Genomic DNA, 22,559 nt, shown 5'->3' with positions numbered 1-22,559 from the left:
AATGAAAGCTGATCCAATGCAAGGCTATGCCTGCAGATCTGTCTTAAGATGAGGCAGGATTCAGCTGTTATCGCCCTGCTGCCAGGGCAAATAGGCTCTCAGCAAGAGCGGACAGCTGCCAAAAGGATTGCGCTTCCGTGAGCGTGCTGGGCTAAAAACTGTCAATTTATGGGCGGCAGGCGAAACTGTTCTGCAGTTCAGCGGCGGCTTGCTGCACCACCGCATCGGCATCTTTATTCCAAATCAAGCAAACTTTGGAAAGCGGCGGAGAGGGATTGAGCGCTATCAGCTTTACTGCAGAGGGAAGCAGGCTGCGGAACTCTTCCGGCACAATGCAAATGCCAAGGCCCGCTGCAACCAGCGCCAACTGGGACGCCTTGCGCGAGCGGATGGATGAATTCTGCGGATAAAATCCATGATTAATGCATAAATTTGCGGCTAAATAACTTAAACCGCCGCGCTCTGCATGCGGTGTGGAAACAAAATGCTTTCCGCTGAATTCGGCAATATCGGCGCAGTCTTTGTGCAGGAAGCAAGGATCATCCTGATGTACGGCCGCATGCAGCGGCTGGGCATACAGTTCGGCGCAGCGCACATCCTGCAGGCTGCGAAGCACTGGCGGGCGGATCATGCCCAGATCAATGCTGCCATTCAGCACGGCTTCGACTTGCTGTTCCGAGGAGACCGTATGGATTTCAATTTCAAGCGCATATTTCTGGCACAGTGCATTCAGGGATTGAATTTTCAGCGGATCCATCACGATGCTGCTGGAATGCGCCAGCTGCAGGCAGCGCCCGTGTCCATGCGCAATGCTGTGCGCGGCCTCTATGGAATGCTCAATATGCAATAAATGCATTTTCAGCTTTTGATAAAAAGACAAACCGGCTGCCGTCAGCTGGACTTTCTTATCCGTGCGGTCAAATAAACTGAATCCTATCTCTTCTTCCAGCATTTTAATCTGCCGGCTTAGGGCCGATTGCGCAATGAACAGCTGTTCTGATGCGGCGGTGAAACTGCCGTGTTCGACGATGGCGATGAAATATTGAAACTGCTTGAGGGTTTTCATATCTTAAAATGAGATGGATAGCTATAAATTTGATATTAGATTAGATCGTTTATTTTGCCTATGTTGAAAGCTGAATATTCAGGAAGGTTTCAGCATGCGTCAGCTTTTAGCGGTTTGGCTGCTATTGATTGCGCTGTGCTTAGCGGCGCAGCAGTGTGATTTTTTTAAATTCGGCCGGTTTTCAGAATCGGCCGAACTCAGTGAATGAATTGACAGTGAATAAAAAAGCGGACCTGTGTCCGCTTTTTTTGTGATGCTGGGCAAATGAAAAATTAGAAGAAGCCCATCGCCTTGGTTGAGTAGCTCACCAATAGGTTTTTGGTTTGCTGATAATGATCAAGCATCATTTTGTGGTTTTCACGGCCGATGCCTGATTTCTTATAGCCGCCGAATGCCGCATGCGCAGGGTAGATGTGGTAGCAGTTGGTCCATACGCGGCCCGCTTGAATGGCGCGGCCTGCACGGTAAGACGTATGCGCAGAACGTGACCAAACCCCAGCGCCTAGGCCGTAAATGGTGTCATTGGCGATTCTGATGGCATCGTCAAAGTCTTTAAAGGTCGCAACCGATAGCACTGGGCCAAAGATTTCCTCCTGGAAAATCTTCATGTCATTGGTGCCTTTGAAAATGGTCGGCTCGATATAGAAGCCTGAACCCACTTCATTGCGCGGATCACCGCCGGTGATCAGCTGAGCGCCTTCATTTTTACCAGTGGCGATACAGCCCAGAATTTTATCCTGCTGTTCCTGTGACGCCTGCGCGCCAATCATGGTTTCAGTATCCAGCGGGTGGCCGGTTTTAATGCGTTTTACGCGTTCTACCGCCATCTCAAGGAATTTATCTGCAATGCTCTCCTGCACCAAGGCGCGTGAAGGGCAAGTGCAGATTTCACCTTGGTTCAGCGCAAACATGGCAAAACCTTCCAGCGCTTTATCGAGGTAGTCATCCTCTTTGTCCATAATATCTTCAAAGAAGATATTCGGTGATTTGCCGCCCAATTCCAGCGTCACTGGAATGATATTTTCAGTGGCGTACTGCATGATCATCTGGCCGACAGATGTTGAGCCGGTAAACGCGATTTTTGCGATACGCGGATTGGTCGCCAATGGGCGGCCGACTTCAACACCATAGCCATTGACGATATTCAGTACGCCTGGCGGTAAAATATCCTGAATCAATTCAGCAAGGACTAAAATGCTGGCAGGCGTTTGCTCTGCCGGTTTGAGCACAATGCAGTTGCCTGCCGCCAGCGCCGGCGCCAGCTTCCATGTCGCCATGAGGATCGGGAAGTTCCATGGAATAATTTGGCCAACTACACCCAAAGGCTCGTGGAAGTGGTAGGCTATAGTATCTTCATCAATTTCTGAAATGCCGCCTTCCTGCGCGCGGATGCAGCCGGCAAAGTAGCGGAAATGATCAATGGCCAGCGGAATGTCTGCAGCCAAGGTTTCACGGACGGGTTTGCCGTTGTCCCAAGTTTCCGCCACAGCGAGCAGTTCTAGATTAGCTTCGAGGCGGTCGGCAATTTTCAGCAGGATATTGGAGCGCACAGTGGGTGATGAGCTGTTCCAGGCGGCTTTGGCTGCATGGGCTGCATCCAGCGCCAGCTCAATATCTTCAGCGGACGAGCGGGGAATCTTAGTGAATGCTTTGCCGTCCACCGGAGAGATGTTGTCAAAGTATTCGCCCTTTACTGGCGCGACCCATTTGCCGCCAATAAAGTTTTCGTATTGAGATTTAAATTGGACTTTTGAACCGGGTTGATTAGGATCGACGTAACGCATATGTATATTCCTTTGCTTATTATGGTGTTCTTAGTCCCAAAGCTTACTGCTTTGGTATAAGGTACTTTTGTACATTATTTAACTAGCATATCTAATATAAGGTTGGAAAAAGGTTGGTTGAATGGCGGTTTACAACCTTCAGACAAATGGTTACAAGGATAATAATGATAGGAATCGGCCTCAGTCATAGCTGAGAAGCTAAAGGATGACAGTGATGCGGAATTTAATTGAAAAAAGGAAGCAGATAGAACAGTTTAGGCAAAGCAGCAGCCTATCTCCCCTGCATGCGGAATTGCTGGGTCAAAGCATACTCAGCTCGTGGCAGCGCTCCCGAACGGCAGAAATTCCCAAAGACCGTTCCGCTGCGCCTTTGCAGCCGGCTGCGCAGCAGGCGCCGAATGCCCTGCGGCATGCCTTAACCCGCTGCGCTGAAGATTTAAAGCACATCGCGCAGCAGTCTTCCATGGTGATTGCTGTCGGAGATGTCGGCAGCACGATTATCTGGAGCGCTTCCAGCCGGCAGATGCAAAGCGCGGCGGAAAGCGTGCATTTTATGCAGGGCGGGCAGTGGAAAGAAGAGCTGGTCGGCACCAATGCGCTGGCGCTGTCCCTGAAAACTCAGCAGTCCAGCTGCGTCTTTTCCAATGAACACTATATGGCGTCGATCCACGACTGGGTCTGCTATGCCGCGCCGATTATTGATCCGCATACCAAGCAGATTCTCGGCGTCATTGATCTGTCGACCATGTGGAAAAACCATAACAGCCTGGGCTTGCTGGCCGCCGAACGCTGCGCGTCCATTGTGCAGGCGGCGCTGCTGGAGCAGCATCAGCAGCAATTGTATATCCGGGCATTTTCCGCTTCGCAAGTGCTGTTCAACGGCAAAGTGCTGGTGATGACCCCGCGGCAGATTGAAATTTTAATCATTTTGGCGCTGTGCCCGCAGGGCATGACTTTAGATACGCTGCATCAGGCGCTGTACGGTGAGCGCAAAGTCAGTATCGGCACGTTAAAGGCGGAAATGTCGCAGCTGCGCGATGTGCTGGGCGGCATGCTCGGCTCACGGCCTTACCGCATTTTAGCCAATGTCGAAGCTGATTTTTTACAGGCGGAACAGGCGCTGGATGCCGGCTATATCGAATCGGCCCTGAAGTTGTATTCCGGTGTCTTTTTGGCCAAAACCGAAAGCCCGTTTTTATGCGCCTGGCGCGACTTTTTAGAGTCGCGCTTGAGTGATGCGATTTTTAAAGCCAATGAAACTGATGTGCTGCTGCGCCATGTGGCACGCTTCCCGGAAGCCATTGATGCGGTTGAGCGTTTAATTGAGTTGATGCCGGATAGCCATCCGATTCATCAAAATCTATTAAAATTCAAATAGCATCAATCACATCCTTCACCTTGGCGGGTGTTTATAGGCCTTTGCTGTTCAGCCATTGAAACAGCTGCTGGTAGACTTGATCGCGTGCTGGTTTTTCTGACAGCACCAGATCATGTAAGCCATTTTTGATGCTCTGAATCGTGACATCGCCTTGAATCTTTTTGGCATATTTTTGAATATCTTTCACACCTAAAATCACATCGCTGCTCTGTGCGGCTTTACCCCATTTTTTCGGATTTTGAGTTTGATGTGAGTGCATGACCAAAACCGGCACATCGACTTTAACTCCGCGATGAATCTCTTTTTGCGCTTCATAAATCGTGCGGATAAAACTGATGTAGACCATCGGATAGCGCGTTTTTTTCCAGTCCAGATTAAAGTCCCATTCACCTTTTAAATCCTGATGCAGGCTGGCGGTGTACCACTTATTCAGCTCACTTGGAAATTTGAGATTGGGAAATTTTTTGGCCAATTTGCTGATCTGCGGAACGCCCAAAGCGCGTTTAATCGGGTTCATATTAAAGTCATAAAAGGGACTATTGACCCAGAGCGCTTTAATCAGCGGATGATTGGCGTGATGCGCTGCATATAAAGTAGTGGTGAGGCCGCCGGTCGAATGGCCGCACAGCAGCAGGGCATCATGACCTTCGGCCGCAATGATCTTCAGGGCTTGGTCAATTTCGGCATCGTATTCAGCGAGGTCGCGGACGTTGTAATATTTTTGATGCGGCAAAATCGAGCGGCCATATTTGCGCAAATCGAGTGCATAAAAATCAAAACCATGCTGGTTGAATTGCTCAGCCATTTCGGTTTGAAAAAAATAATCAATAAATCCATGAATATAGAGCACGGCTTTGCTGGTCGGTTGGCTGGCTTTCTTACGTACCAAGGTGGCGGTCACTTGGCCTTCATAGTCATCTGGGAAATTTAAGGTCGCTTGTTCATAGCCCTGACCGAGAATATCGGCTTGATAATGTGGTGCAAGTGCATTCATTTTTATACTCATCAAAATTTTTAAATTTGTGCTTTATCCTTGATGAGGACATTGCTTTTGTCAAATTAAAAATCGTGAGCTGCGGATGCCGGAAAATAAGGCGAGGGAAAATAAAAAAAGAGCAACCTAAGGATGAAAGCGGCCATTCCTTGGCCATCCTTCACTGAATGCAGGTGAAATGGAGATTCAGTAAGGCCTGTAAATAATTACAGGCCCTTAGGTTGCTTAAGCATGAAGCAAGAGAGGGGGAGTGACTTATACAGCCGCTTTGAAATTCACCACTTCAGCACTGGATTTGAGCGCTGCTTTAAAGATATCGACCACTTGAGCATGCGTCGCTTTGCGCGGATTGGTCAGCATGCAGGCATCTTTTTGCGCATTTTCAGACATGACGCCCAAGTCTTGTTCTTTCACGCCTAACTCTGAAAGACTTGATGGAATGCCAATAGACGCTGACAGCTCACGAATCGCATCAATAGCTGCAAAAGCGGCTTCTGTCACGGTTAAGCCGTCTGTGTTGACTCCCATCAACTGTGCAATGCGTGCATAGCGGTCAGGGCAGGCAATCAGGTTGAACTCGCAGACATGCGGCAGCAGTACTGCGTTGCAGACGCCGTGCGGCAAGTTGTAGAAACCGCCAAGCTGATGCGCCATTGCATGCACATAGCCTAGTGACGCATTGTTGAATGCCATTCCTGCCAGATATTGCGCATAGCTCATCGCATCACGCGCTTCAAGGTTTTCACCATTCGCCACCGCTGGGCTGAGCCATTCACTGATCATGCTGATGGCTTTTTCAGCGCAGGCATCGGTAATCGGGTTGGCTGCAGTAGAAACATAGGCTTCAACTGCATGCGTCAGCGCATCCATACCAGTTGCCGCTGTGAGCGCAGCCGGTTTTGCAATCATCAGTTTTGGATCATCAATGGCAATCAGCGGGGTGCAGCGCCAATCGACAATCGCCATTTTAACGTGAGTTTCAGTGTTGGTAATGATACAGAAACGGGTCATTTCCGATGCCGTCCCTGCTGTGGTGTTGATTGCAATCAGCGGGGTCATCGGCACCGTGCTTTTGTCGATGCCTTCGTAGTCACGGATGTGGCCGCCGCCTGCGGTCACTAAGCCGATACCTTTGGCGCAGTCATGCGACGAGCCGCCGCCGAGTGACACAATAAAGTCACAGCCATTGGCGTTGTATTCGTTCACACCGTTATGCACGTTGATGTCTGTTGGGTTTGGTTCAGCGCCCGGGAAGATGTGGCTGTCAACACCGGCATCTTTCAGATAGCCTGCGATGGTGTCTGCCACGCCAAATTTGAATAATCCTGCGTCAGTCACGATCAGCGCTTTTTTTGCGCCTAAATTTTGCGCTTTGCTGCCAATTTCTTTGGCGCAGCCTGGACCGAAAAGTGAAACACAAGGGATGTAAAAACCGTTGGTTTGATCTGCAATATTTTTAAAAGCCATGGTGCGATTCCTTCTACCATTATTTGTCGTCATTGTTATAGGTGATGCTCACCGTAAAATGAGTATTGAATAGCTGTCTAAAAAATTGCACCTACCAAAGACCTACCATGTGCAGGGCGTTCTCCTGCCCGCAGCGCATTTAAGAATTTAAATATTGATTTAGAAAAGAATTTAATCTTAAAAAAAGAAAACAAAAGGATGGAATTTACAACTAAGGTCGATAGCCATCGAGCGCTTGCTTAATAGAGAAGCAAAGAAAACTGCGCTGGCGGCTTCTCAGAAAGGATGGATTTTGGATAGAGGCGGGGTGTAAAAAGCCAATCTTTTGATCGGGGTTTTGTCGAGTGAGGAATTGGCTATCTGAAATCCCTTGCTGGCAGTATTTTGTGCCATATGTCCATCTGTATAGGCAAAACTCATCTGCTTATCTAGTGGAATTTGATCGGGTCAATCGCCAAACTGGCGAATCACTGGCATTGCTTGCCGTCAATGGAACAGCCCGTATTTGCAAGGTTTCAGCAGCTGGATCAATAGGCAATGGGTGCCATTGCTGACGCTGTTCAGGCGGATGCTGCTTAGGTTCTCATCCGCCTTTATCTAAAAAATTCAAGCCAGTCGAGCCGATGAGCAGAGGCAATCCATCACGGCTTTTTTGCAGCTAATTTTAATATCAATATGCTTTTGCCATCTGAAAAGCGTAGAGTAATCTGGAGCGATCCAAGCGAATCCGCAAAGTTTAATGATAGGTTTGTGCAGCAAAGCCTCAATAAATTGAAAACGCCATTTTGGGGTTGGGAATAAGCCGATTCTTATTCTCAGCCCAATACGCCAAAGGCAGGGATTAAAAAATGTCAGCATTACAAGAGAACGTACTATTCCAGCAATCTGCTTTTATCGATGGACAATGGGTAGATGCAGATGATCAAGACCGGGTGCTTGTGACCAATCCTGCGACAGATGAGGAAATTGGTTCAATCCCCAATATGGGGCAAGCCGAGGCGCGGCAAGCGGTTGAAAGCTCATATCGCGCTTTGCAAGCGTGGAAGGCTTTAACGGCGCAAGCGCGTGCCGATTTATTGCTGGCATGGCATAAGCTGACTTTAGAGCATGCCGATGACCTTGCCCGCATCATGACCATTGAGCAAGGCAAGCCATTGGCGGAAGCATTGGGCGAAGTGAAATATGCCGCGTCATTTATTCAATGGTTTGCAGAAGAAGGCAAGCGCATTTATGGCGATGTGATTCCAACCACCAATGCAGGCCAGCGCTTCTTAGTGATCAAAGAGCCTGTCGGTGTTGTAGCGGCCATTACCCCGTGGAATTTCCCATTGGCGATGATCACCCGTAAAGCCGCGCCTGCACTGGCTGCGGGCTGCACCATGGTGATTAAGCCGGCCTCTGAAACTCCTTACTGCGCTTTAGCGCTTGCAAAATTGGCTGAAAAAGCAGGCATTCCTGCAGGTGTGATCAATGTGGTGACAGGCAAATCTGAAGCGATCGGCGCAGTCTTTACTGCACATGAAAAAGTGAAAAAATTGACCTTTACCGGTTCTACAGCTATCGGCCGTTTGCTGATGCAGCAATGTGCGCCAACCGTTAAAAAACTGGCTTTAGAGCTTGGCGGCAATGCGCCATTGATCGTGTTTGAAGATGCAGATTTAGACAAAGCGGTTCAAGGCGCGATGCTGGCAAAATACCGCAATGCAGGGCAAACCTGTGTATGCGCCAACCGTATTTATGTGCATAAAAATGTTTATGCGGCCTTTACAGAAAAATTTGTGGCTGCGGTACAAGCCTTAAAAATTGGCAACGGCTTGGATGCCGGCGTGCAAATCGGCCCATTAATCAATGAAAAAGCTGTGCTTAAAGCACAAAAACTGATTGATGACGCATGCAGCAAAGGCGCGAAAATTGCATGCGGCGGCCAGCGTCATGTTTTAGGGCACAGCTTCTTTGAACCCACTATTTTAACGGGTGTGGATCAACGCATGGAGATTGTGTCTGAAGAAATCTTCGGGCCTGTTGCGCCGTTGATCTGCTTTGAAACCGATGAAGAAGTGATTGAACAGGCCAATGCAACGATTTATGGCTTGGCAGCGTATATCTATACCGAAAATATTTCCCGTATTTTCAAGGTTTCAGAACAGCTTGAATATGGCATGGTCGGCATGAACTCCACTGCGATTTCCAATGAAGTGGTGCCTTTCGGCGGCGTGAAGCAGTCCGGCATTGGCCGCGAAGGTTCTAAATACGGTTTAGAAGAATTCATGACCATTAAATACCTGTGCTTGGGCGTCTGATCTTGGCTTGATTTGAAATCGAAATTTCATGCAGCAAGCTTTTAAAGTTGCAGCGTATTGCGTGCTGCGTATTGATCGGCCTATCCAGTGTGTGTCCGCCGATGCTGGCAGAAATTACTTCAGATTTATAAATATTGCTGTATGTGAAAAGCCTGCATTTGTGCAGGCTTTTGTTTTGGGGGGATGATTGGGTTTCAGTGTTCGGATTTGATTTTCAATTCTTTCAGAAATGGTTTGTTCTGAAGCAGCATGGCTGGGTTTCTGGACTACGTTATTTCACTAAAAAGCGTTTGTAGAATAGGCGGTTATTCACGAATTTGGTAAAGCGTAAGCTGATGCAAAGGATTATAAATCAACAATAAAAAAGCCCCCATCTTTCGATGAGGGCTTTTTGAATTTGGAGCGGGAAAGGAGACTCGAACTCCCGACCCCAACCTTGGCAAGGTTATGCTCTACCAACTGAGCTATTCCCGCGGAGTCTATCCTGTTTTTTTACTAAAAAACTGAATCGAAAAAAATTTGGAGCGGGAAAGGAGACTCGAACTCCCGACCCCAACCTTGGCAAGGTTATGCTCTACCAACTGAGCTATTCCCGCGGAGTCTATCCAATTTTTTAAATAAAAAACCGAATGAAAAAATTTTGAGCGGGAAAGGAGACTCGAACTCCCGACCCCAACCTTGGCAAGGTTATGCTCTACCAACTGAGCTATTCCCGCATAGCCACGTATAATACAGTAAGCAGTTTTCAGGTCAATCATTTTATGCAAAACATTGGTTCGATTGCATAAAATAAAAACAATTTTGCAGGGGTTGCTAATTTTTTGGGCAGATTGCGACGCTTTCTGATGCTTGACGCAGCGCAAAGGCGATTTAAATTTAGCGTCAAAGGCGAAACCGGCCTGCAGAACACGTTATACTCCAGCGGTATTGATTAAATTTTGGAGCGCAGCCTTGAGCTTGGAACAGCAACTCATCGAACGTTTACAGCAGCTAACGCCAATCCATTTAGAGGCGGTGAATGAATCTGCAGGGCACGGCGGCTATTTTCCCGGCAAAGAATCGCATTTTAAAGTTGTCATTGTCAGTGAAGCCTTTACGGGTTTGCGTTTAGTGCAGCGCCATCAAAAAGTCTATGCGGCTGCAGGCGATTTATTGGGCCCGGGCAACATTCATGCCTTGGCCATCCATGCCTTTTTGCCTGAAGAATGGAAAGGGCAGGATACTTCAAGCCCCGAATGCGCGCATGCGCCGAAGCCTTGAAGGATGCTGAACTGATATGGATACCCATTTGCTGATCAAAATTATTCATATGTCTGCGGTTGCGCTGGCATGCCTGGCGATTGTTCTGCGCGCTTCCACGTTGTTTCAGGGGGTGCAGGGCAATCAGCCGAATCCGGCTGGACGCACGCTTTTTGTCGCGCTGCAGCATCTGTCCATGACCTTGATTGCGGGCACCGGCATTGTGCTGCTGTATATGAAGAACTTTGATGTGCAGCCCTGGTTTTACGCCAAGATCATTTTATTCCTAGTGCTGCTGTCTTCTTTAAGCAAAGCTTACCGGAAAACCGACACTGTACAGCTGGCGCAGCGCCGTGCCGGCTTATTCCTGGCGGCAGTTGCCTTTGCGGCGATTATTGGCCTGGTCATCATTAAGCCGAACTTCGGCTAATGCGCTTTGGCCGATTTATCTTGGCCATCGCGGCTGAATGACGGTGCCTGAATGCGTGCAGCTTGCGCTGAATAAAGAGACAGTGTAATTGTTAGACATAATAAATTCTTCAACAGCGGTTCTCAGGTAGACTGGAACCGTCTAAATAATAAAGAGATAAAGCGGGGGAGCAATGCGTACACGTGTGGTGTTTAACCAAAAAGGCGGTGTGGGAAAATCCAGCATTACAGTGAACTTGGCGGCCATCAGCGCGCATCAAGGGCTGAAAACTTTGGTGATCGATCTTGATCCACAGGCCAACTCCAGCCAATACCTGCTGGGTGATGATGCGACTTATTCGGCGGACAAGCCGGCATTGGAACCGAATATTGAAAATTATTTTGATGAAGTGCTGGGCACGCAGCAAAGCAAGGGGCTATTGGGCAATGCCATCGGTTCAATTTTAAAAAACCGCTCCAAAGGCTTGGACAGCTATGTGCATCAGTCGCCGTTTAAAAATCTCGATGTGATTCCGGCCAGCCCCAGTTTAGGCGCTTTGGCGCATGCGCTGGAATCTAAGCACAAAATTTACAAACTGCGCGATGCCTTGCAGCAGATGATGGGCCAGTATGACCGTATTTTTATCGATACGCCGCCGGCTTTTAACTTTTTCACTTTGTCTGCGCTGATTGCCGCGGATCGGGTGCTGATTCCCTTTGACTGCGATGTGTTTTCCAAGCGCGCTTTGCAGACCTTGATTGAAAATGTGATTGAAACGCAGGACGATCACAATGACCGTTTGGAAATTGAAGGCATTGTGGTGAACCAATTTCAGGCGCAGGCCAAACTGCCGCGTGAAGTGGTGCAGCAGCTGAAAGATGAGGGCTTGCCGGTGCTGGAAAATATGCTGCCGCCGTCGGTGCTGATGAAAGAGTCGCATCATAAAAATCAGCCTTTAATCCATTTGGCTGCAGATCATAAATTGACGCAGGCCTACCAATCATTGTTCAATGAAATTGAGCAGAAATAAGATTGAGAATGTTATGAAATCAATACAACAGCGCTTTTTCCAGTTGGGGCTTTTCGCGGGCAGCGCATTGCTGTTGGGCGCTTGCGCCACAACGGTCAAACCGACCTATGTATCTCCAACACAGTACCAGTCACTGAACTGTTTCCAGCTGCAGAGCGAATATAACCGTATTCAGGAATACCTCAATAATGGCGTGCAGCCGCCGAAACGCACCGGCATGGGTGTTGGTGTCGGTTTGGGCGGTGGATGGAGCAACCACGGCGGATGGGGCATCGGCCCAAGCGTTTCGGTCAATATGGGGCAATCATCCAATAGCAAAAAAACGGAAATTGCCCGTTTGATGGGCGAGCAGGAAGCGGTGATGCAGGCGGCTAAATTCAAAGGCTGCCCGATGATTCCGCGGACGGCGCCAGCTCAATAGCAAACGGTATTTCATCTTCTGCCCAGCCTTGGGAAAATATCCATTATCTGAGGCTGGGCAGGAGAAAAGTGTAATAAAGTTTTTCCATGCCTGATGCATTGAATGAAGATGAATTTTTCTCGCGCCATAAACCTTTAGCGTTAAATTAATATTTATAAAATTTTGAAAAATATATTTTTTTTATTGTCCGATATTTCTCTGTCCGTATTCCCAGCCTTTTCTGGAAAATATAAATTAAATATTTTCAATGCATAAAATGCCGATTTTTGACCTGTACTGTACTTGTTTTTTTAAATTGGTTTCGGCTAAGGTGTGCCCACTTTGACTGGGTTTTAGGTTGTTATGATTGAGAGTTGGCTTTTTGTTCTAGCAGTGATTGCGGTGCTGATGACGCCAGGGCCGACCAATGCATTGCTGGCGAGCTCAGCGCATCAACAGGGCATTGCGAAAACCAGTTTATTTGTTCCGGCAGAATTTTTTGGCTACTTTTATGCCATCAATATGTGGGCGCTGCTGATTCATCTCAGTGCGCCGATATGGCCGAATTTGATTCATTTGCTGCATTTTTTCAGCATGGTTTATGTCTTCTGGCTGGCTTTTCATTTGTGGAAGTCTGCAGATCTGCATAAGCACAATCAGCGCTTCACTTCGATCCGTCCGCGCCAGCTGTTTTTCTCGACTTTGAAAAACCCGAAAGCCCTGCTATTTGCTGCCGGCATCATGCCTTTGGAAACATGGAATAACCCGACCAATTTCATTTTGGTTTTTGCGGCGTTCAGCCTGGCGCTGCTGCCTTGCGCATTATTCTGGATGTCTTTTGGCCGGGCCATTCTGTCGGGTGATGTCAAGAAAATAAAAGCCGATCTCTTATATAAAGGATCGGCAATGATGCTGGTGCTGTGCATGTTTCCAGTGCTGATGCGCTTTTTTGCCTAAGCGCCCAGCCTGTTCATTTATCCGCGCTTTTTGAGCTTTTGGCGGATAAAGCCAATAATGCCGGGCAGCACGCTGATGATGATGATGCCGAAGATTAAATGCGTGAAATTGTCTTTAACAATCGGCATATTGCCGAAAACATAGCCCAGCAGGATAAAAGAACCCGTCCAGCAGGCTGCGCCAATCACGTTATAAGTTAAGAAAAATTTATAATGCATGCTGCCTGCGCCGGCCACAAAAGGCGCGAAGGTGCGGGCAAAAGGAATAAAGCGCGCGAAAATAATGGTCTTGCCGCCATGTTTGGCAAAAAATTGCTGCGTCGCCAGCAAATGCTGCTTGTTGATGAAGCGCGATTCAATTTCAAATACCCGAGGGCCGATATACTTGCCGATATGATAATTCAGCGTATCGCCGAGCACCGCTGCAGCAAAAAGCAGAATAAACAGCACCCACGGATTCATGGCGCCTGTTGACGCAGCCAATGCGCCGGCAGCAAAAAGCAGGCTGTCGCCCGGTAAAAATGGCATCACCACCAAACCGGTTTCCACAAAAATAATCAGGAACAGAATTCCGTAAATCCAGACGCCGTAATTGGTGATGAATTCCAGCAGATGGTCATCTACATGTAATATAAAATCAATAAGTTCCATGATTGAAAAGTAAGCAAAAATGTAGTCTGATCCTATCAGCCCAACCGCTTAAAGTCAGTATTAAAACGTAATTAATTTCCTGAATGATCATTCCAAATTTAGAACAATAAGTATTAAAAAAGGGTATTTATCTAAAAAACGGCGACGAACTAGCATAGGCCTCATTGTTAAAGCAGAAACAAATCAGGTGTCCTATGTTTAATCCCAATGCTGTCATCAAAAATATCAGCGCGCAGCCTGCTGTCAATGCCTCCGTCAGCACCATCGCCCGCATTTTTATGGCCTATATTTTTATTGCGGCCGGCTGGGGAAAATTAACTGCATACAGCGCAACAGTGGGCTATATGGAATCTATGGGTGTGCCGGGCGCATTGCTGCCTTTAACGATTTTGGTTGAGCTGGGCGGCGGCTTAGCGCTGCTTTTGGGTTTTCAGGCGCGTTTTGCCGCCTTTGGCTTGGCCACCTTCAGTTTAATGACTGCGTTCATGTTCCATGGCGGAGCAGAAGACGGTATTCATTTTATGAAAAACGTTGCCATGGCAGGCGGTTTACTGTTTTTTGATGCTGCATGGCGCAGGCAAATTCAGCATTGACCAGCAGATTGAAAAATAATGCGCAGCCGGTTTGCAGAATCTAAGCAATCACCAAAACGGCCATAAAACAGCTGCACCGTGCGGCTTTTTTATGGTGAACGGCTTGTTTTGACGGCATTTCAGCCCAGATGGTGCGCTGTATGCTTGATTGAAATCGGGCAATTCAGGGGCCTGTCCGAATAGTGTGCGAAAGTCCAAGAAAAATGCTAGAATACGGCGCTTATATTCGTTGCCTGCATAGTTGTTTGCCATGACTACCAATACCCAAATTACTGAAGACCGCATCCTGATTTTGGATTTCGGTTCTCAATATAGCCAGCTTATTGCACGCCGTGTACGTGAAGCTGGCGTTTATTCAGAAATGTACGCCTTTGATATGTCTGAAGAAGACATTCGTGCATTTAACCCAAACGGGATCATCCTTTCAGGCGGTCCAGAAAGTGTTCATGAAGAAGGTAGTCCGCGCGCGCCGCAAGTTGTATTTGAACTTGGCGTGCCTGTTCTTGGCATTTGCTATGGCCTGCAAACCATGTCAGAACAGCTGGGCGGTAAAGTAGAGCCGGGCACTGTACATGAATTTGGTTATGCGGAAGTTGATATTCAAGTCCGTGACAAATTGATTGGTGATCTTGAAGATTCAGCAAACAAACTTAAAGTTTGGATGAGCCATGGCGATAAAGTGACTGCGATTCCGGAAGGTTTCCAAGTGACTGCAAGCACGCCAAGCTGCCCATTTGCGATGGTTTCTGATGAAGCCCGCCGTTTTTACGGTATCCAATTCCATCCAGAAGTGACGCACACCGCAAAAGGTGCGGAGTTGCTATCAAACTTCGTTCACGGAATTTGCGGCTGCCGTAACTTATGGAACTCAGAAAACATCATCGATTTACGTGTTGAACAGCTTCGCGCGCAAATTGGCGATCAAAAAGTGCTTCTAGGCCTTTCAGGCGGTGTGGATTCATCTGTGGTTGCTGCGCTTTTGCATAAAGCGATTGGCGATCAATTGACTTGCGTATTTGTTGATAACGGCTTGCTTCGTTTGAACGAAGGCGAGCAAGTGATGGACATGTTTGCGAAAAACATGGGTATCCGCGTGATCCGCGCTGATGCTGAAAACCGTTTCCTTACTGCGCTTGCGGGCGAAGTTGATCCTGAGAAAAAACGTAAAATCATCGGCCGTGAGTTCATCGAAGTCTTTGCTGAAGAAGCGCGTAAGCTTGATGGTGTGAACTTCCTTGCTCAAGGTACGATTTACCCTGACGTGATTGAATCTGCAGCCACTAAAAACGGCAAAGCGCACGTAATTAAATCACACCATAACGTGGGCGGTTTACCAGAAGATTTAGCATTTGAATTGGTTGAGCCAATCCGTGATTTGTTCAAAGACGAAGTGCGCCGTTTAGGTACAACTTTAGGTCTTCCATTTGAAATGCTTTACCGTCACCCATTCCCAGGCCCAGGTCTAGGCGTGCGTATTTTGGGTGAAGTGAAAAAAGAATATGCAGATATTCTTCGTCTTGCGGATGACATCTTCATGCAAGAACTTCGCGCAAGCGGCTGGTATGACAAAACTGCGCAAGCATTTGCGGTATTCCAACCCGTTAAATCTGTTGGTGTAGTCGGTGATGGCCGTCGTTATGCATGGGTAATCGCGCTTCGTGCAGTTGAAACAGTTGACTTTATGACTGCACGTTTTGCACACCTTCCTTATGATCTTGTAGATAAAATTTCTACTCGTATCATGAACGAAATTGCAGATGTTTCCCGTGTTGTTTATGACGTATCGTCTAAACCGCCAGCTACGATTGAATGGGAGTAATTTAGGGATTTCGGACAGCACTGCTGTCCGCCTAAATTACGCCATGAGCAAAGTTTAAAGCACTGCTTTAAACTTTGTGCAAGATGCTCGCGGCAGACTAGGCTTCATGCCCGTTTTACGCCGAAAGCTATGCTTGAGGCTATTTAGGGTGACCTAAATATTTCAATAAAAAAGAGCGCCTCGGCGCTCTTTTTTTTGTTTATAATTAATAAAAATATTATTTTAAAAAGAGCAAGTTAAATGCCTTTGCCTACATATGATCAGTTGATGCTTCCATTAATGAAATTGTTATCAGAATTAGATAGGCCGATAAAAATTTCAGAGGCGGCAAATATCTTGGCTGAAAGATCAGAGCTACCAGAAGAAGAATTAAATAAAACACTTTCAAGCGGAAAGAATATATTTAAGGATAGAGTGGCTTGGGCGAAGACATATCTTGTAAAAGCAGGTTTGATTCATCAGCCTAAAAGGGCATATTGTGAAATTAGCGACTTAGGTAAAACAATTGATTTATCAAAATTGCATATTATAACTAATGAATTTTTGTCTCAATTTGATGGATTTAATGACTTTAAATTTGGAAAAAACAAGAAGACAATATTCATGTTCAAAGTTTGGAAGGTATTAAAAATTCAGAACAATATCCATCAATACAAACGCCTGAGGAAAGCATCGAAATAGCTTCCAAAGAACTTAATCAGTCAATTAAAGATGAGTTATTAGAAAAAATTAAATTAAATACACCGAAATTTTTTGAACAATTGGTTGTCGATCTATTGGTTGCAATGAGCTATGGCGGATCCCATCAAGATGCAGCTAAAGCAATTGGTAAAACCAGTGATGGCGGTATAGATGGAATTATTAGCGAAGATCGTCTAGGGCTAGATAAAATTTATATTCAAGCGAAACGATGGGAAAGCACAGTGGGCCGTCCAGATATTCAGCAATTCAAAGGTGCTTTAGCAGATCAGGTAGCAAAAAAAGGTGTTTTCATTACGACTTCAAGTTTTAGTAAAGAAGCACATGAGTCTGCAAAGAAATTGGGTATTGTCTTGATTGACGGTGATAAATTAACATCACTCATGATTGAATTTGGATTAGGTGTTCAGATTGAACGTAGTTTCCATATTTATAAAATTGACCAAGACCGCTTTGATGAAGATACTTTTTAGTTAAAAAAGAGCGCCTCGGCGCTCTTTTTTATCCCCCAAACATTACCCCGCCTTTCTTTGCTGCGGCATTTCATTTAAATCCAGCACTTTTAAAATCTGTTCGCCAATGCGCTTGACCAGCGGCATGGTGACCGAATTTCCAGCCTGAGTGTATAAATTGCAATTAGAGACTTTTTTGGGAAAATGCATCTCGTTGACAGGATAGCCTTGAAAGGCAAAACACTCTTTAGGCGTCAACTTGCGGATGCCGTAGTCATCTTTAATGATTGGCACATTGTGGCCTCCTGAACCCATATTGGCTGTGAGGGTGGGGCAAACGTTGCGCTTATTTTCACGCACATACACACGGCGCCATTGATAGACCTTGTCACGCGAGGTCACAGCCTCGGCCATTCTTGAATAATATTTATGATTTGGCCCGTAATAATATTTTTGATCGACTTTGCCTTTTTCCAGCAGGCTGCGAATAGATGTGGTTAACGGGATTTCTTCAGGAAAACGGAATTCTTGATATCTTGGCACCTGCACGGGATCTAAGGCCACAATAAAAATACGCTGGCGGTATTGCGGCATATTGGCATGCGTCATGCTGTTGAGGACTTTATAAAATACGCGATAGCTCAGCTCTTCCAGCGTGTTGCAGATCACTTGAAAGGTATTGCCGTTGTCATGCGTGACCAAGTTGCGGACATTTTCTAAAAACAGCGCCTTGGGCCGGTGCTTCTTGGCAATATCGGCCACATCAAAAAACAGCGTGCCGCGGGTTTCCTGAAAACCTTTTCTATGCCCGGCAATGGAAAAGGCCTGACAGGGAAAACCGCCGCAGAGAATATCAAAGGTTTTTGGAATTTTTGCTTTGGTTTCATCTAAGGTGATATCGCCTTTCGGAGATTCTCCATAGTTGGCGCAATAGGTTTTTTGCGCATGCGGATTCCATTCGCTGGAAAACTCACAGCGCCCATTCAGTTGCTGTAATGCCATTCTGAAGCCGCCCACGCCGGCAAACAGGTCGATAAATGTAAATTTATGATCTTCAGGCTGTGGAAATGGGGGATGAAGCGGGTCAGACTGCATTAAAGACTCAATACTCGAGAATAAAAACTCGCATTCATTTTAATTAAAACTGGCGAAATAAAAAGGGTCAATCCTGTTAATTCATGCATTCAAAATTCAGCTGAGGCTCCCGGCCTATGCGGACATGCTGACGCTGATCATGCGCTATGCAGCTCGTGCTACAGGATGGACCAAGAATCAGAAACTGCTTCTTTTTTACGTGAATAAGCCTTTCTGGACGGACCAAAAGATTTTTTGCTTTTAACCGGGGTCAGTTTATGCTGCATGCTCATGGCCGGCGCATACTGCACAATACAATTGCGGCCGCTTTCTTTGGCTTGGTAGAGCGCAAGATCGGCTTGCTTCACCAATTCATCCAAATCCTGTGTATGGGATTTTAATTCAGCAACGCCGATGGAAACCGTAAAGTTCAGGCTTTTGCCTTTCACTTGGACGCATTCGTTTTGGATGCGCACGCGGATACGGTCTGCGATCAGCATGGCATCCTGAATGCAGGTTTCAGACAGCAAGGCGATGAATTCTTCACCGCCAAAACGCGCCAGCACGTCTTTTTGACGCATCTCTTTACGGGTGATGTCAGCAATCACCTGCAGGACGCGGTCACCGACGTCATGGCCATAAGTATCATTAATTTTTTTAAAATAATCGACATCAAACATCAGCAGGCAGGTGCTGGCAGGCAGCGGCCATTCATGTATGCGGCGTTCAGCAACATGCACAAATTGGCGGCGGTTGAACAGCTGCGTCAGCTCATCGGTATGCGCCATGTTTTTGTAGCTGTTCAGGTTCCAGTCATCCAGCAAAGAACGCAAAAAGTTTCTGCGGCCGTTTAAGGCGCTGTTCCAGCTGATATACAGGCTGAACAGAAAAATAGGAATGAACGTGAGGAAAAAGACCAGCGCTTCCTGTATGAGCATGAGTTTCAGCACACCGATCATGGCAAATAAGGTAATAAAAATCGTGCTGTACAGCGCAGGTTTAAAGCGCACTTGAATGCAGAGATTGGCAATCAGCACAAAAATTACGGAGGCATAAATATAGGAGCTGGTCCATGGGCTGGATGACTGCAGCAGCAAAAGAATCCAAAGTCCCATGCTGCAGGCGGTGCTGATCGGCAAAAGCATATCCAGCAGGCGGATATCTTTTTTATACCGAAAGAGATAAAAGCACGCGATTAAAGATGCGGCTACACAGCCGACACGCAGCAGAGCCGATTCATAGTATACATCCGGCATAATAAAATAATCTGCAAAAAAGTAGATCAAAAACACCAGCTGCGCAATGTAGTTGATGCGGCGCAGGAAAAAATGCTGCTGCTGATACTGGAAATTCAGGAATGCCTGCTGAAAATGCGCAGGAATCTGAGCCCGGTGATCGGCCAGCGCTTGTTCAATAACGGCACGGTTGCTCAGGCTGCATTCAGAAGATTTCAGTAAATGCTGCTGAGGCATGTGCTGTGTGGCTTGGCTGGAATGGTATTTTTTACCCATCCGCAAATCGGCAGTCATACATTATTCCTTATTGCGACAGCAAAGTTGTGTAAGCGCTATTATGGGAAAATTGGTTAAAAAATAAACTCACCAGATTTGGGTATTTTCTAGCGAAATTTATGACAAAATGTGTAAATGCCCGCAGATTTAAAAATTCAGATACTTTTTGGCGCTTTTGCCTTTAATTGCAGCATGCTAGATTAGCAGGAAGGCTCAGCAGGCAAGATTCAGCAGAAGAAAGGATAGAGCCTTCAGGATTGTCCTATTTATAATATTCAACGTATTGCAGAACGCATGGGTTTTGGCGCTGAAACTGGCTAAGATAAATGCATTCCATGCAATATTTCAGCAATAGCGCATATTCAGCTGCCTGTGTTTTACAGCATGCCGTTTTCAGCCATAAGACAACATTTCGCCAGATTCAGGAAAGGATTATGACCAATACCAATTACACCGAGCTGTCATCTTCGGACGATTGTGAAAAATACATCAATCAATTTGTGCAGGATTTTCCGCTGCGCAGCGCTGAAATTGGCCGAGGTACCGTCATTAAGCGCGCTTTGCCCAGCCGCCATAAACGCATGATTGGCGCGTGGTGCTTTCTGGATCATGCCGGCCCGGTGGTGTTTCCGCAAGGAGAGGGTCTCGACGTCGGCCCGCATCCGCATATCGGGCTGCAGACATTCACATGGATGATAGAAGGCACCATGATGCATACCGATAGTTTGGGCAGCAAACAGCTGATCCGGCCCAGACAGGTAAACTTGATGACTGCGGGCTACGGCATTTCCCATACCGAAGTCGCGCCGGAAACGGAAACGCATATGCATGCAGCGCAGCTGTGGATTGCTTTGCCGGATGACAAAATCAATATGGCGCCGCGTTTTGATCATTATCCTGAATTGCCTGTAATCAGCCAAGATGGTGTGGACTTTACGGTGCTGGTGGGCGAGTTCTTAGACCAGAAATCGCCGGTTGCTGTGCATAGCGAACTTTTAGGCGTTGATTTGGCGGCCAAAGACAGCACGCGCACCCGCTTAACATTGAATCCAAAATTTGAATACGGCTTCATGGCTTTGGAAGGCACTGCATCCATCAATGGCCATGAACTGACTGAAGACAATATGGTGGTGCTGGAATCCGGCTTGGATCATGTCGATCTGGAAATTCATGCGCACAGCCGAGTCCTGCTGCTGGGCGGGGAACCGTTTGAATCGCCGATTCTGCTGTGGTGGAATTTTGTAGGCCGCACACAGGAAGAATTGAACGCGGCCCGCGAGCAGTGGATTAACCGCGATGAGCGCTTCGGCAATATTCCTGATTATGAAGGCCCGCGTTTGGAAGCGCCGGCTTTTCCGGACAAAATGCGTCCATCGAAATAACAGCAGGGTTTCGCCTGCTTGGCTTTAGGCGCTGCATCTGTGTGCGGCGCTTAAAGATTTCTATGCATGATTTCAATGCATTATGTACGGTTTTACAGACAAAATTTGCATATAAAAGAAGATAAAGAAGGACAGAATATGGCTGTTATTGCAAAAGCAAAAGTAGAGACGCTGCCTGAACCGTGGTCTGGAACCATCAGCAGCGGCAAGCATCAGCTGATCACTGATAAGCCGGAATCATTTGGCGGTCAGGACCAAGGCTTAGCGCCGTATGACCTGATTTGCTCAGGCCTTATTTCCTGCACCATGATTACTTTGCGCATGTATGCGCAGCATAAAGGCATTGCGCTGGGCGAGTTCAGCGTTGAGGCCGATTTCTGCGCCAATAAAGAAGGCAAGGAATGGATTGAGCGCCGTGTGCATTTCCAAAATGCGCTGGATGAGGCGTTGCAGCAGAAAGTGCTGGATATTTGCAGCAAAACCCCAGTGACGAAAACCCTATTGCGCAGTGTAGAAATTCAGACCCAATTGCTTTAGCTATTGAAAGCCGCGCCGTACAGCGCGGCTTTTATTTTTGTCAGGCTCCTGCCGGCAGCATGTCAGCGGTCAGGCATTGATCAGGCTTAAAAGGGCCAATTTTTCAGTTCAACAATAAGGATAACAATATGCTGACGCTGCATCATCTGGAACAATCACGTTCGTTCCGAATCTTATGGGCGCTGGAAGAACTGGGCGCAGAGTATCAGGTAAAATTCTATAAACGCCTGCCGAATTTTTCAGGGCCGCCGGAATTGAAAGCTGTGCATCCTTTAGGCAAGGCGCCGATCTTGACGGATGGCGAGCAGACGATTGCAGAATCTGCAGTCATTTTGGAGCATTTGCAGGAAAGCTTGGATGCCGCAGGGCAATTTGCGCCGAAAAATGCTGCCGAGCGCCAGCAATACCGCTACTGGATGCATTATGCCGAAGCTTCGCTGATGCCGCTGTTGGTGATGCAGCTGGTGATGAGCAATGTGCCGAAACATGTGCCTTGGCTGATTAAGCCCGTTGCTCAGAAGATTAGCCAAGGGGTAAAAGCTGGTTTTGTGCAGCCGCGCCTGAAAGATCATATTCAGTTTTTAGAAGACTATTTATCCGCGCATGACTATTTTGCCGGGGCATTCAGCTTTGCGGATATTCAGATGGGCTTCCCGCTGCAGGCCATGCAGTCGCGGGCGCCAGGCCAATATCCCCAAATTCAGGCGTTTGTGCAGCGCATCAGCAGCCGTCCGGCCTTTCAGCGCGCTCTGCTGAAAGAGAAAATGCTGAATAGCTGATTTTTGCGGCATGCAATAAAAAAAGCCTGCATCAGCAGG

At 47.1% G+C, this 22,559-nt stretch carries 18 protein-coding genes, 3 tRNA genes and 2 pseudogenes; 13 read left to right on the top strand and 10 right to left on the bottom strand.

Annotated elements, in window-relative coordinates:
• Positions 1-166: 166 nt before the first annotated feature.
• Complete coding sequence (locus tag ACE3T3_RS11740; protein WP_374667140.1) at positions 167-1,066, bottom strand: LysR family transcriptional regulator; 900 nt, start codon at positions 1,064-1,066, stop codon at positions 167-169.
• Positions 1,067-1,338: 272 nt separating this feature from the next.
• Positions 1,339-2,850: an aldehyde dehydrogenase family protein gene (locus tag ACE3T3_RS11735; protein ID WP_374667138.1), complete on the bottom strand. Its 1,512-nt coding sequence runs from the start codon at positions 2,848-2,850 to the stop codon at positions 1,339-1,341.
• A gap of 205 nt (positions 2,851-3,055) precedes the next feature.
• Between ACE3T3_RS11735 and ACE3T3_RS11730 the strand changes: the two genes are divergently transcribed.
• Positions 3,056-4,228 (top strand): transcriptional regulator, encoded by a 1,173-nt coding sequence (locus ACE3T3_RS11730; RefSeq protein ID WP_374667136.1) that lies wholly within the window; start codon positions 3,056-3,058, stop codon positions 4,226-4,228.
• 31 nt (positions 4,229-4,259) lie between these two features.
• On the opposite strand, the gene ACE3T3_RS11725 is transcribed toward ACE3T3_RS11730, so the two are convergent.
• Both ACE3T3_RS11725 and ACE3T3_RS11720 read right to left on the bottom strand, forming a co-directional pair.
• A complete protein-coding gene (locus ACE3T3_RS11725) occupies positions 4,260-5,222 on the bottom strand; it encodes an alpha/beta hydrolase (protein WP_374667134.1) in 963 nt (320 codons plus the stop codon).
• A 255-nt stretch (positions 5,223-5,477) separates the two neighbouring features.
• On the bottom strand, positions 5,478-6,689 hold the full coding sequence (locus ACE3T3_RS11720; RefSeq protein ID WP_374667132.1) for an iron-containing alcohol dehydrogenase: 1,212 nt from the start codon (positions 6,687-6,689) through the stop codon (positions 5,478-5,480).
• Between the two features lie 848 nt (positions 6,690-7,537).
• Here ACE3T3_RS11720 and ACE3T3_RS11715 point away from each other — a divergent pair.
• The gene (locus ACE3T3_RS11715) at positions 7,538-8,989 is read left to right on the top strand and encodes an NAD-dependent succinate-semialdehyde dehydrogenase (protein WP_374667130.1); all 1,452 of its coding nucleotides are present in this window, start codon (positions 7,538-7,540) and stop codon (positions 8,987-8,989) included.
• A 398-nt stretch (positions 8,990-9,387) separates the two neighbouring features.
• Here the strand turns inward: ACE3T3_RS11715 and ACE3T3_RS11710 are convergent.
• The 3 genes from ACE3T3_RS11710 to ACE3T3_RS11700 all read right to left on the bottom strand — a co-directional run bounded on the left by ACE3T3_RS11710 (position 9,388) and on the right by ACE3T3_RS11700 (position 9,705).
• Positions 9,388-9,463 (bottom strand) — tRNA-Gly (locus tag ACE3T3_RS11710).
• Between the two features lie 46 nt (positions 9,464-9,509).
• Positions 9,510-9,585: transfer RNA gene (locus ACE3T3_RS11705), tRNA-Gly, on the bottom strand.
• A gap of 47 nt (positions 9,586-9,632) precedes the next feature.
• Positions 9,633-9,705, bottom strand: a tRNA-Gly gene (locus ACE3T3_RS11700).
• Between the two features lie 235 nt (positions 9,706-9,940).
• Here ACE3T3_RS11700 and ACE3T3_RS11695 point away from each other — a divergent pair.
• The 5 genes from ACE3T3_RS11695 (at position 9,941) to ACE3T3_RS11675 (ending at position 13,024) form a co-directional block, all read left to right on the top strand.
• Positions 9,941-10,249, top strand: a complete 309-nt coding sequence (locus tag ACE3T3_RS11695; RefSeq protein WP_374667170.1) for a BolA family protein — start codon at positions 9,941-9,943, stop codon at positions 10,247-10,249.
• A 16-nt stretch (positions 10,250-10,265) separates the two neighbouring features.
• Positions 10,266-10,658, top strand: coding sequence for a SirB2 family protein (locus tag ACE3T3_RS11690; RefSeq protein WP_374667128.1), 393 nt, complete (start codon positions 10,266-10,268; stop codon positions 10,656-10,658).
• A 172-nt stretch (positions 10,659-10,830) separates the two neighbouring features.
• Entirely contained in the window at positions 10,831-11,667 is an 837-nt protein-coding gene (locus ACE3T3_RS11685; RefSeq protein WP_374667126.1) for a ParA family protein, read from the top strand.
• A gap of 13 nt (positions 11,668-11,680) precedes the next feature.
• Complete coding sequence (locus tag ACE3T3_RS11680) at positions 11,681-12,088, top strand: hypothetical protein (protein ID WP_374667124.1); 408 nt, start codon at positions 11,681-11,683, stop codon at positions 12,086-12,088.
• A gap of 342 nt (positions 12,089-12,430) precedes the next feature.
• Complete coding sequence (locus ACE3T3_RS11675) at positions 12,431-13,024, top strand: LysE family translocator (RefSeq protein ID WP_374667122.1); 594 nt, start codon at positions 12,431-12,433, stop codon at positions 13,022-13,024.
• 17 nt (positions 13,025-13,041) lie between these two features.
• Here ACE3T3_RS11675 and ACE3T3_RS11670 read toward each other — a convergent pair whose 3' ends face one another.
• Positions 13,042-13,674: a DedA family protein gene (locus ACE3T3_RS11670; RefSeq protein WP_374667120.1), complete on the bottom strand. Its 633-nt coding sequence runs from the start codon at positions 13,672-13,674 to the stop codon at positions 13,042-13,044.
• A 194-nt stretch (positions 13,675-13,868) separates the two neighbouring features.
• Between ACE3T3_RS11670 and ACE3T3_RS11665 the strand changes: the two are divergent.
• The 3 genes and pseudogenes from ACE3T3_RS11665 (at position 13,869) to ACE3T3_RS11655 (ending at position 17,258) form a co-directional block, all read left to right on the top strand.
• Positions 13,869-14,286 (top strand): annotated as a pseudogene (locus ACE3T3_RS11665) (DoxX family protein).
• A 231-nt stretch (positions 14,287-14,517) separates the two neighbouring features.
• Positions 14,518-16,086 carry a glutamine-hydrolyzing GMP synthase gene (gene guaA, locus ACE3T3_RS11660; protein ID WP_374667118.1) on the top strand — a complete coding sequence of 523 codons (1,569 nt, stop codon included), beginning with the start codon at positions 14,518-14,520 and terminating at the stop codon, positions 16,084-16,086.
• A gap of 240 nt (positions 16,087-16,326) precedes the next feature.
• Positions 16,327-17,258, top strand: a pseudogene (locus tag ACE3T3_RS11655) (restriction endonuclease).
• 42 nt (positions 17,259-17,300) lie between these two features.
• Here ACE3T3_RS11655 and dcm read toward each other — a convergent pair.
• A complete protein-coding gene (gene dcm / locus ACE3T3_RS11650) occupies positions 17,301-18,332 on the bottom strand; it encodes a DNA (cytosine-5-)-methyltransferase (protein WP_374667116.1) in 1,032 nt (343 codons plus the stop codon).
• 158 nt (positions 18,333-18,490) lie between these two features.
• Positions 18,491-19,840 carry a GGDEF domain-containing protein gene (locus ACE3T3_RS11645; RefSeq protein WP_374667114.1) on the bottom strand — a complete coding sequence of 450 codons (1,350 nt, stop codon included), beginning with the start codon at positions 19,838-19,840 and terminating at the stop codon, positions 18,491-18,493.
• 416 nt (positions 19,841-20,256) lie between these two features.
• Between ACE3T3_RS11645 and ACE3T3_RS11640 the strand changes: the two genes are divergently transcribed.
• The 3 genes from ACE3T3_RS11640 to ACE3T3_RS11630 all read left to right on the top strand — a co-directional run bounded on the left by ACE3T3_RS11640 (position 20,257) and on the right by ACE3T3_RS11630 (position 22,520).
• Positions 20,257-21,204 (top strand): pirin family protein, encoded by a 948-nt coding sequence (locus ACE3T3_RS11640; protein ID WP_374667112.1) that lies wholly within the window; start codon positions 20,257-20,259, stop codon positions 21,202-21,204.
• A 138-nt stretch (positions 21,205-21,342) separates the two neighbouring features.
• Entirely contained in the window at positions 21,343-21,741 is a 399-nt protein-coding gene (locus ACE3T3_RS11635; protein ID WP_374667110.1) for an OsmC family protein, read from the top strand.
• 128 nt (positions 21,742-21,869) lie between these two features.
• Positions 21,870-22,520 (top strand): glutathione S-transferase family protein, encoded by a 651-nt coding sequence (locus ACE3T3_RS11630; protein WP_374667108.1) that lies wholly within the window; start codon positions 21,870-21,872, stop codon positions 22,518-22,520.
• The last annotated feature ends 39 nt before the right edge of the window (positions 22,521-22,559 follow it).

Origin of the sequence: Acinetobacter sp., assembly GCF_041919735.1 — a bacterium.
GTDB lineage: Bacteria > Pseudomonadota > Gammaproteobacteria > Pseudomonadales > Moraxellaceae > Acinetobacter.
The sequence above is the reverse complement of the archived record's forward strand: the minus strand, read 5'-3'. Positions and strand labels throughout refer to the sequence as shown.

Bases quoted from the DNA above. Each gene is read 5' to 3' on its own strand.
- ACE3T3_RS11740 (WP_374667140.1), bottom strand. From the start codon at position 1,066: ATGAAAACCCTCAAGCAGTTTCAATATTTCATCGCCATCGTCGAACAC.
- ACE3T3_RS11735 (WP_374667138.1), bottom strand. From the start codon at position 2,850: ATGCGTTACGTCGATCCTAATCAACCCGGTTCAAAAGTCCAATTTAAA.
- ACE3T3_RS11730 (WP_374667136.1), top strand. From the start codon at position 3,056: ATGACAGTGATGCGGAATTTAATTGAAAAAAGGAAGCAGATAGAACAG.
- ACE3T3_RS11725 (WP_374667134.1), bottom strand. From the start codon at position 5,222: ATGAATGCACTTGCACCACATTATCAAGCCGATATTCTCGGTCAGGGC.
- ACE3T3_RS11720 (WP_374667132.1), bottom strand. From the start codon at position 6,689: ATGGCTTTTAAAAATATTGCAGATCAAACCAACGGTTTTTACATCCCT.
- ACE3T3_RS11715 (WP_374667130.1), top strand. From the start codon at position 7,538: ATGTCAGCATTACAAGAGAACGTACTATTCCAGCAATCTGCTTTTATC.
- ACE3T3_RS11690 (WP_374667128.1), top strand. From the start codon at position 10,266: ATGGATACCCATTTGCTGATCAAAATTATTCATATGTCTGCGGTTGCG.
- ACE3T3_RS11685 (WP_374667126.1), top strand. From the start codon at position 10,831: ATGCGTACACGTGTGGTGTTTAACCAAAAAGGCGGTGTGGGAAAATCC.
- ACE3T3_RS11680 (WP_374667124.1), top strand. From the start codon at position 11,681: ATGAAATCAATACAACAGCGCTTTTTCCAGTTGGGGCTTTTCGCGGGC.
- ACE3T3_RS11675 (WP_374667122.1), top strand. From the start codon at position 12,431: ATGATTGAGAGTTGGCTTTTTGTTCTAGCAGTGATTGCGGTGCTGATG.
- ACE3T3_RS11670 (WP_374667120.1), bottom strand. From the start codon at position 13,674: ATGGAACTTATTGATTTTATATTACATGTAGATGACCATCTGCTGGAA.
- guaA (WP_374667118.1), top strand. From the start codon at position 14,518: ATGACTACCAATACCCAAATTACTGAAGACCGCATCCTGATTTTGGAT.
- dcm (WP_374667116.1), bottom strand. From the start codon at position 18,332: ATGCAGTCTGACCCGCTTCATCCCCCATTTCCACAGCCTGAAGATCAT.
- ACE3T3_RS11645 (WP_374667114.1), bottom strand. From the start codon at position 19,840: ATGACTGCCGATTTGCGGATGGGTAAAAAATACCATTCCAGCCAAGCC.
- ACE3T3_RS11640 (WP_374667112.1), top strand. From the start codon at position 20,257: ATGACCAATACCAATTACACCGAGCTGTCATCTTCGGACGATTGTGAA.
- ACE3T3_RS11635 (WP_374667110.1), top strand. From the start codon at position 21,343: ATGGCTGTTATTGCAAAAGCAAAAGTAGAGACGCTGCCTGAACCGTGG.
- ACE3T3_RS11630 (WP_374667108.1), top strand. From the start codon at position 21,870: ATGCTGACGCTGCATCATCTGGAACAATCACGTTCGTTCCGAATCTTA.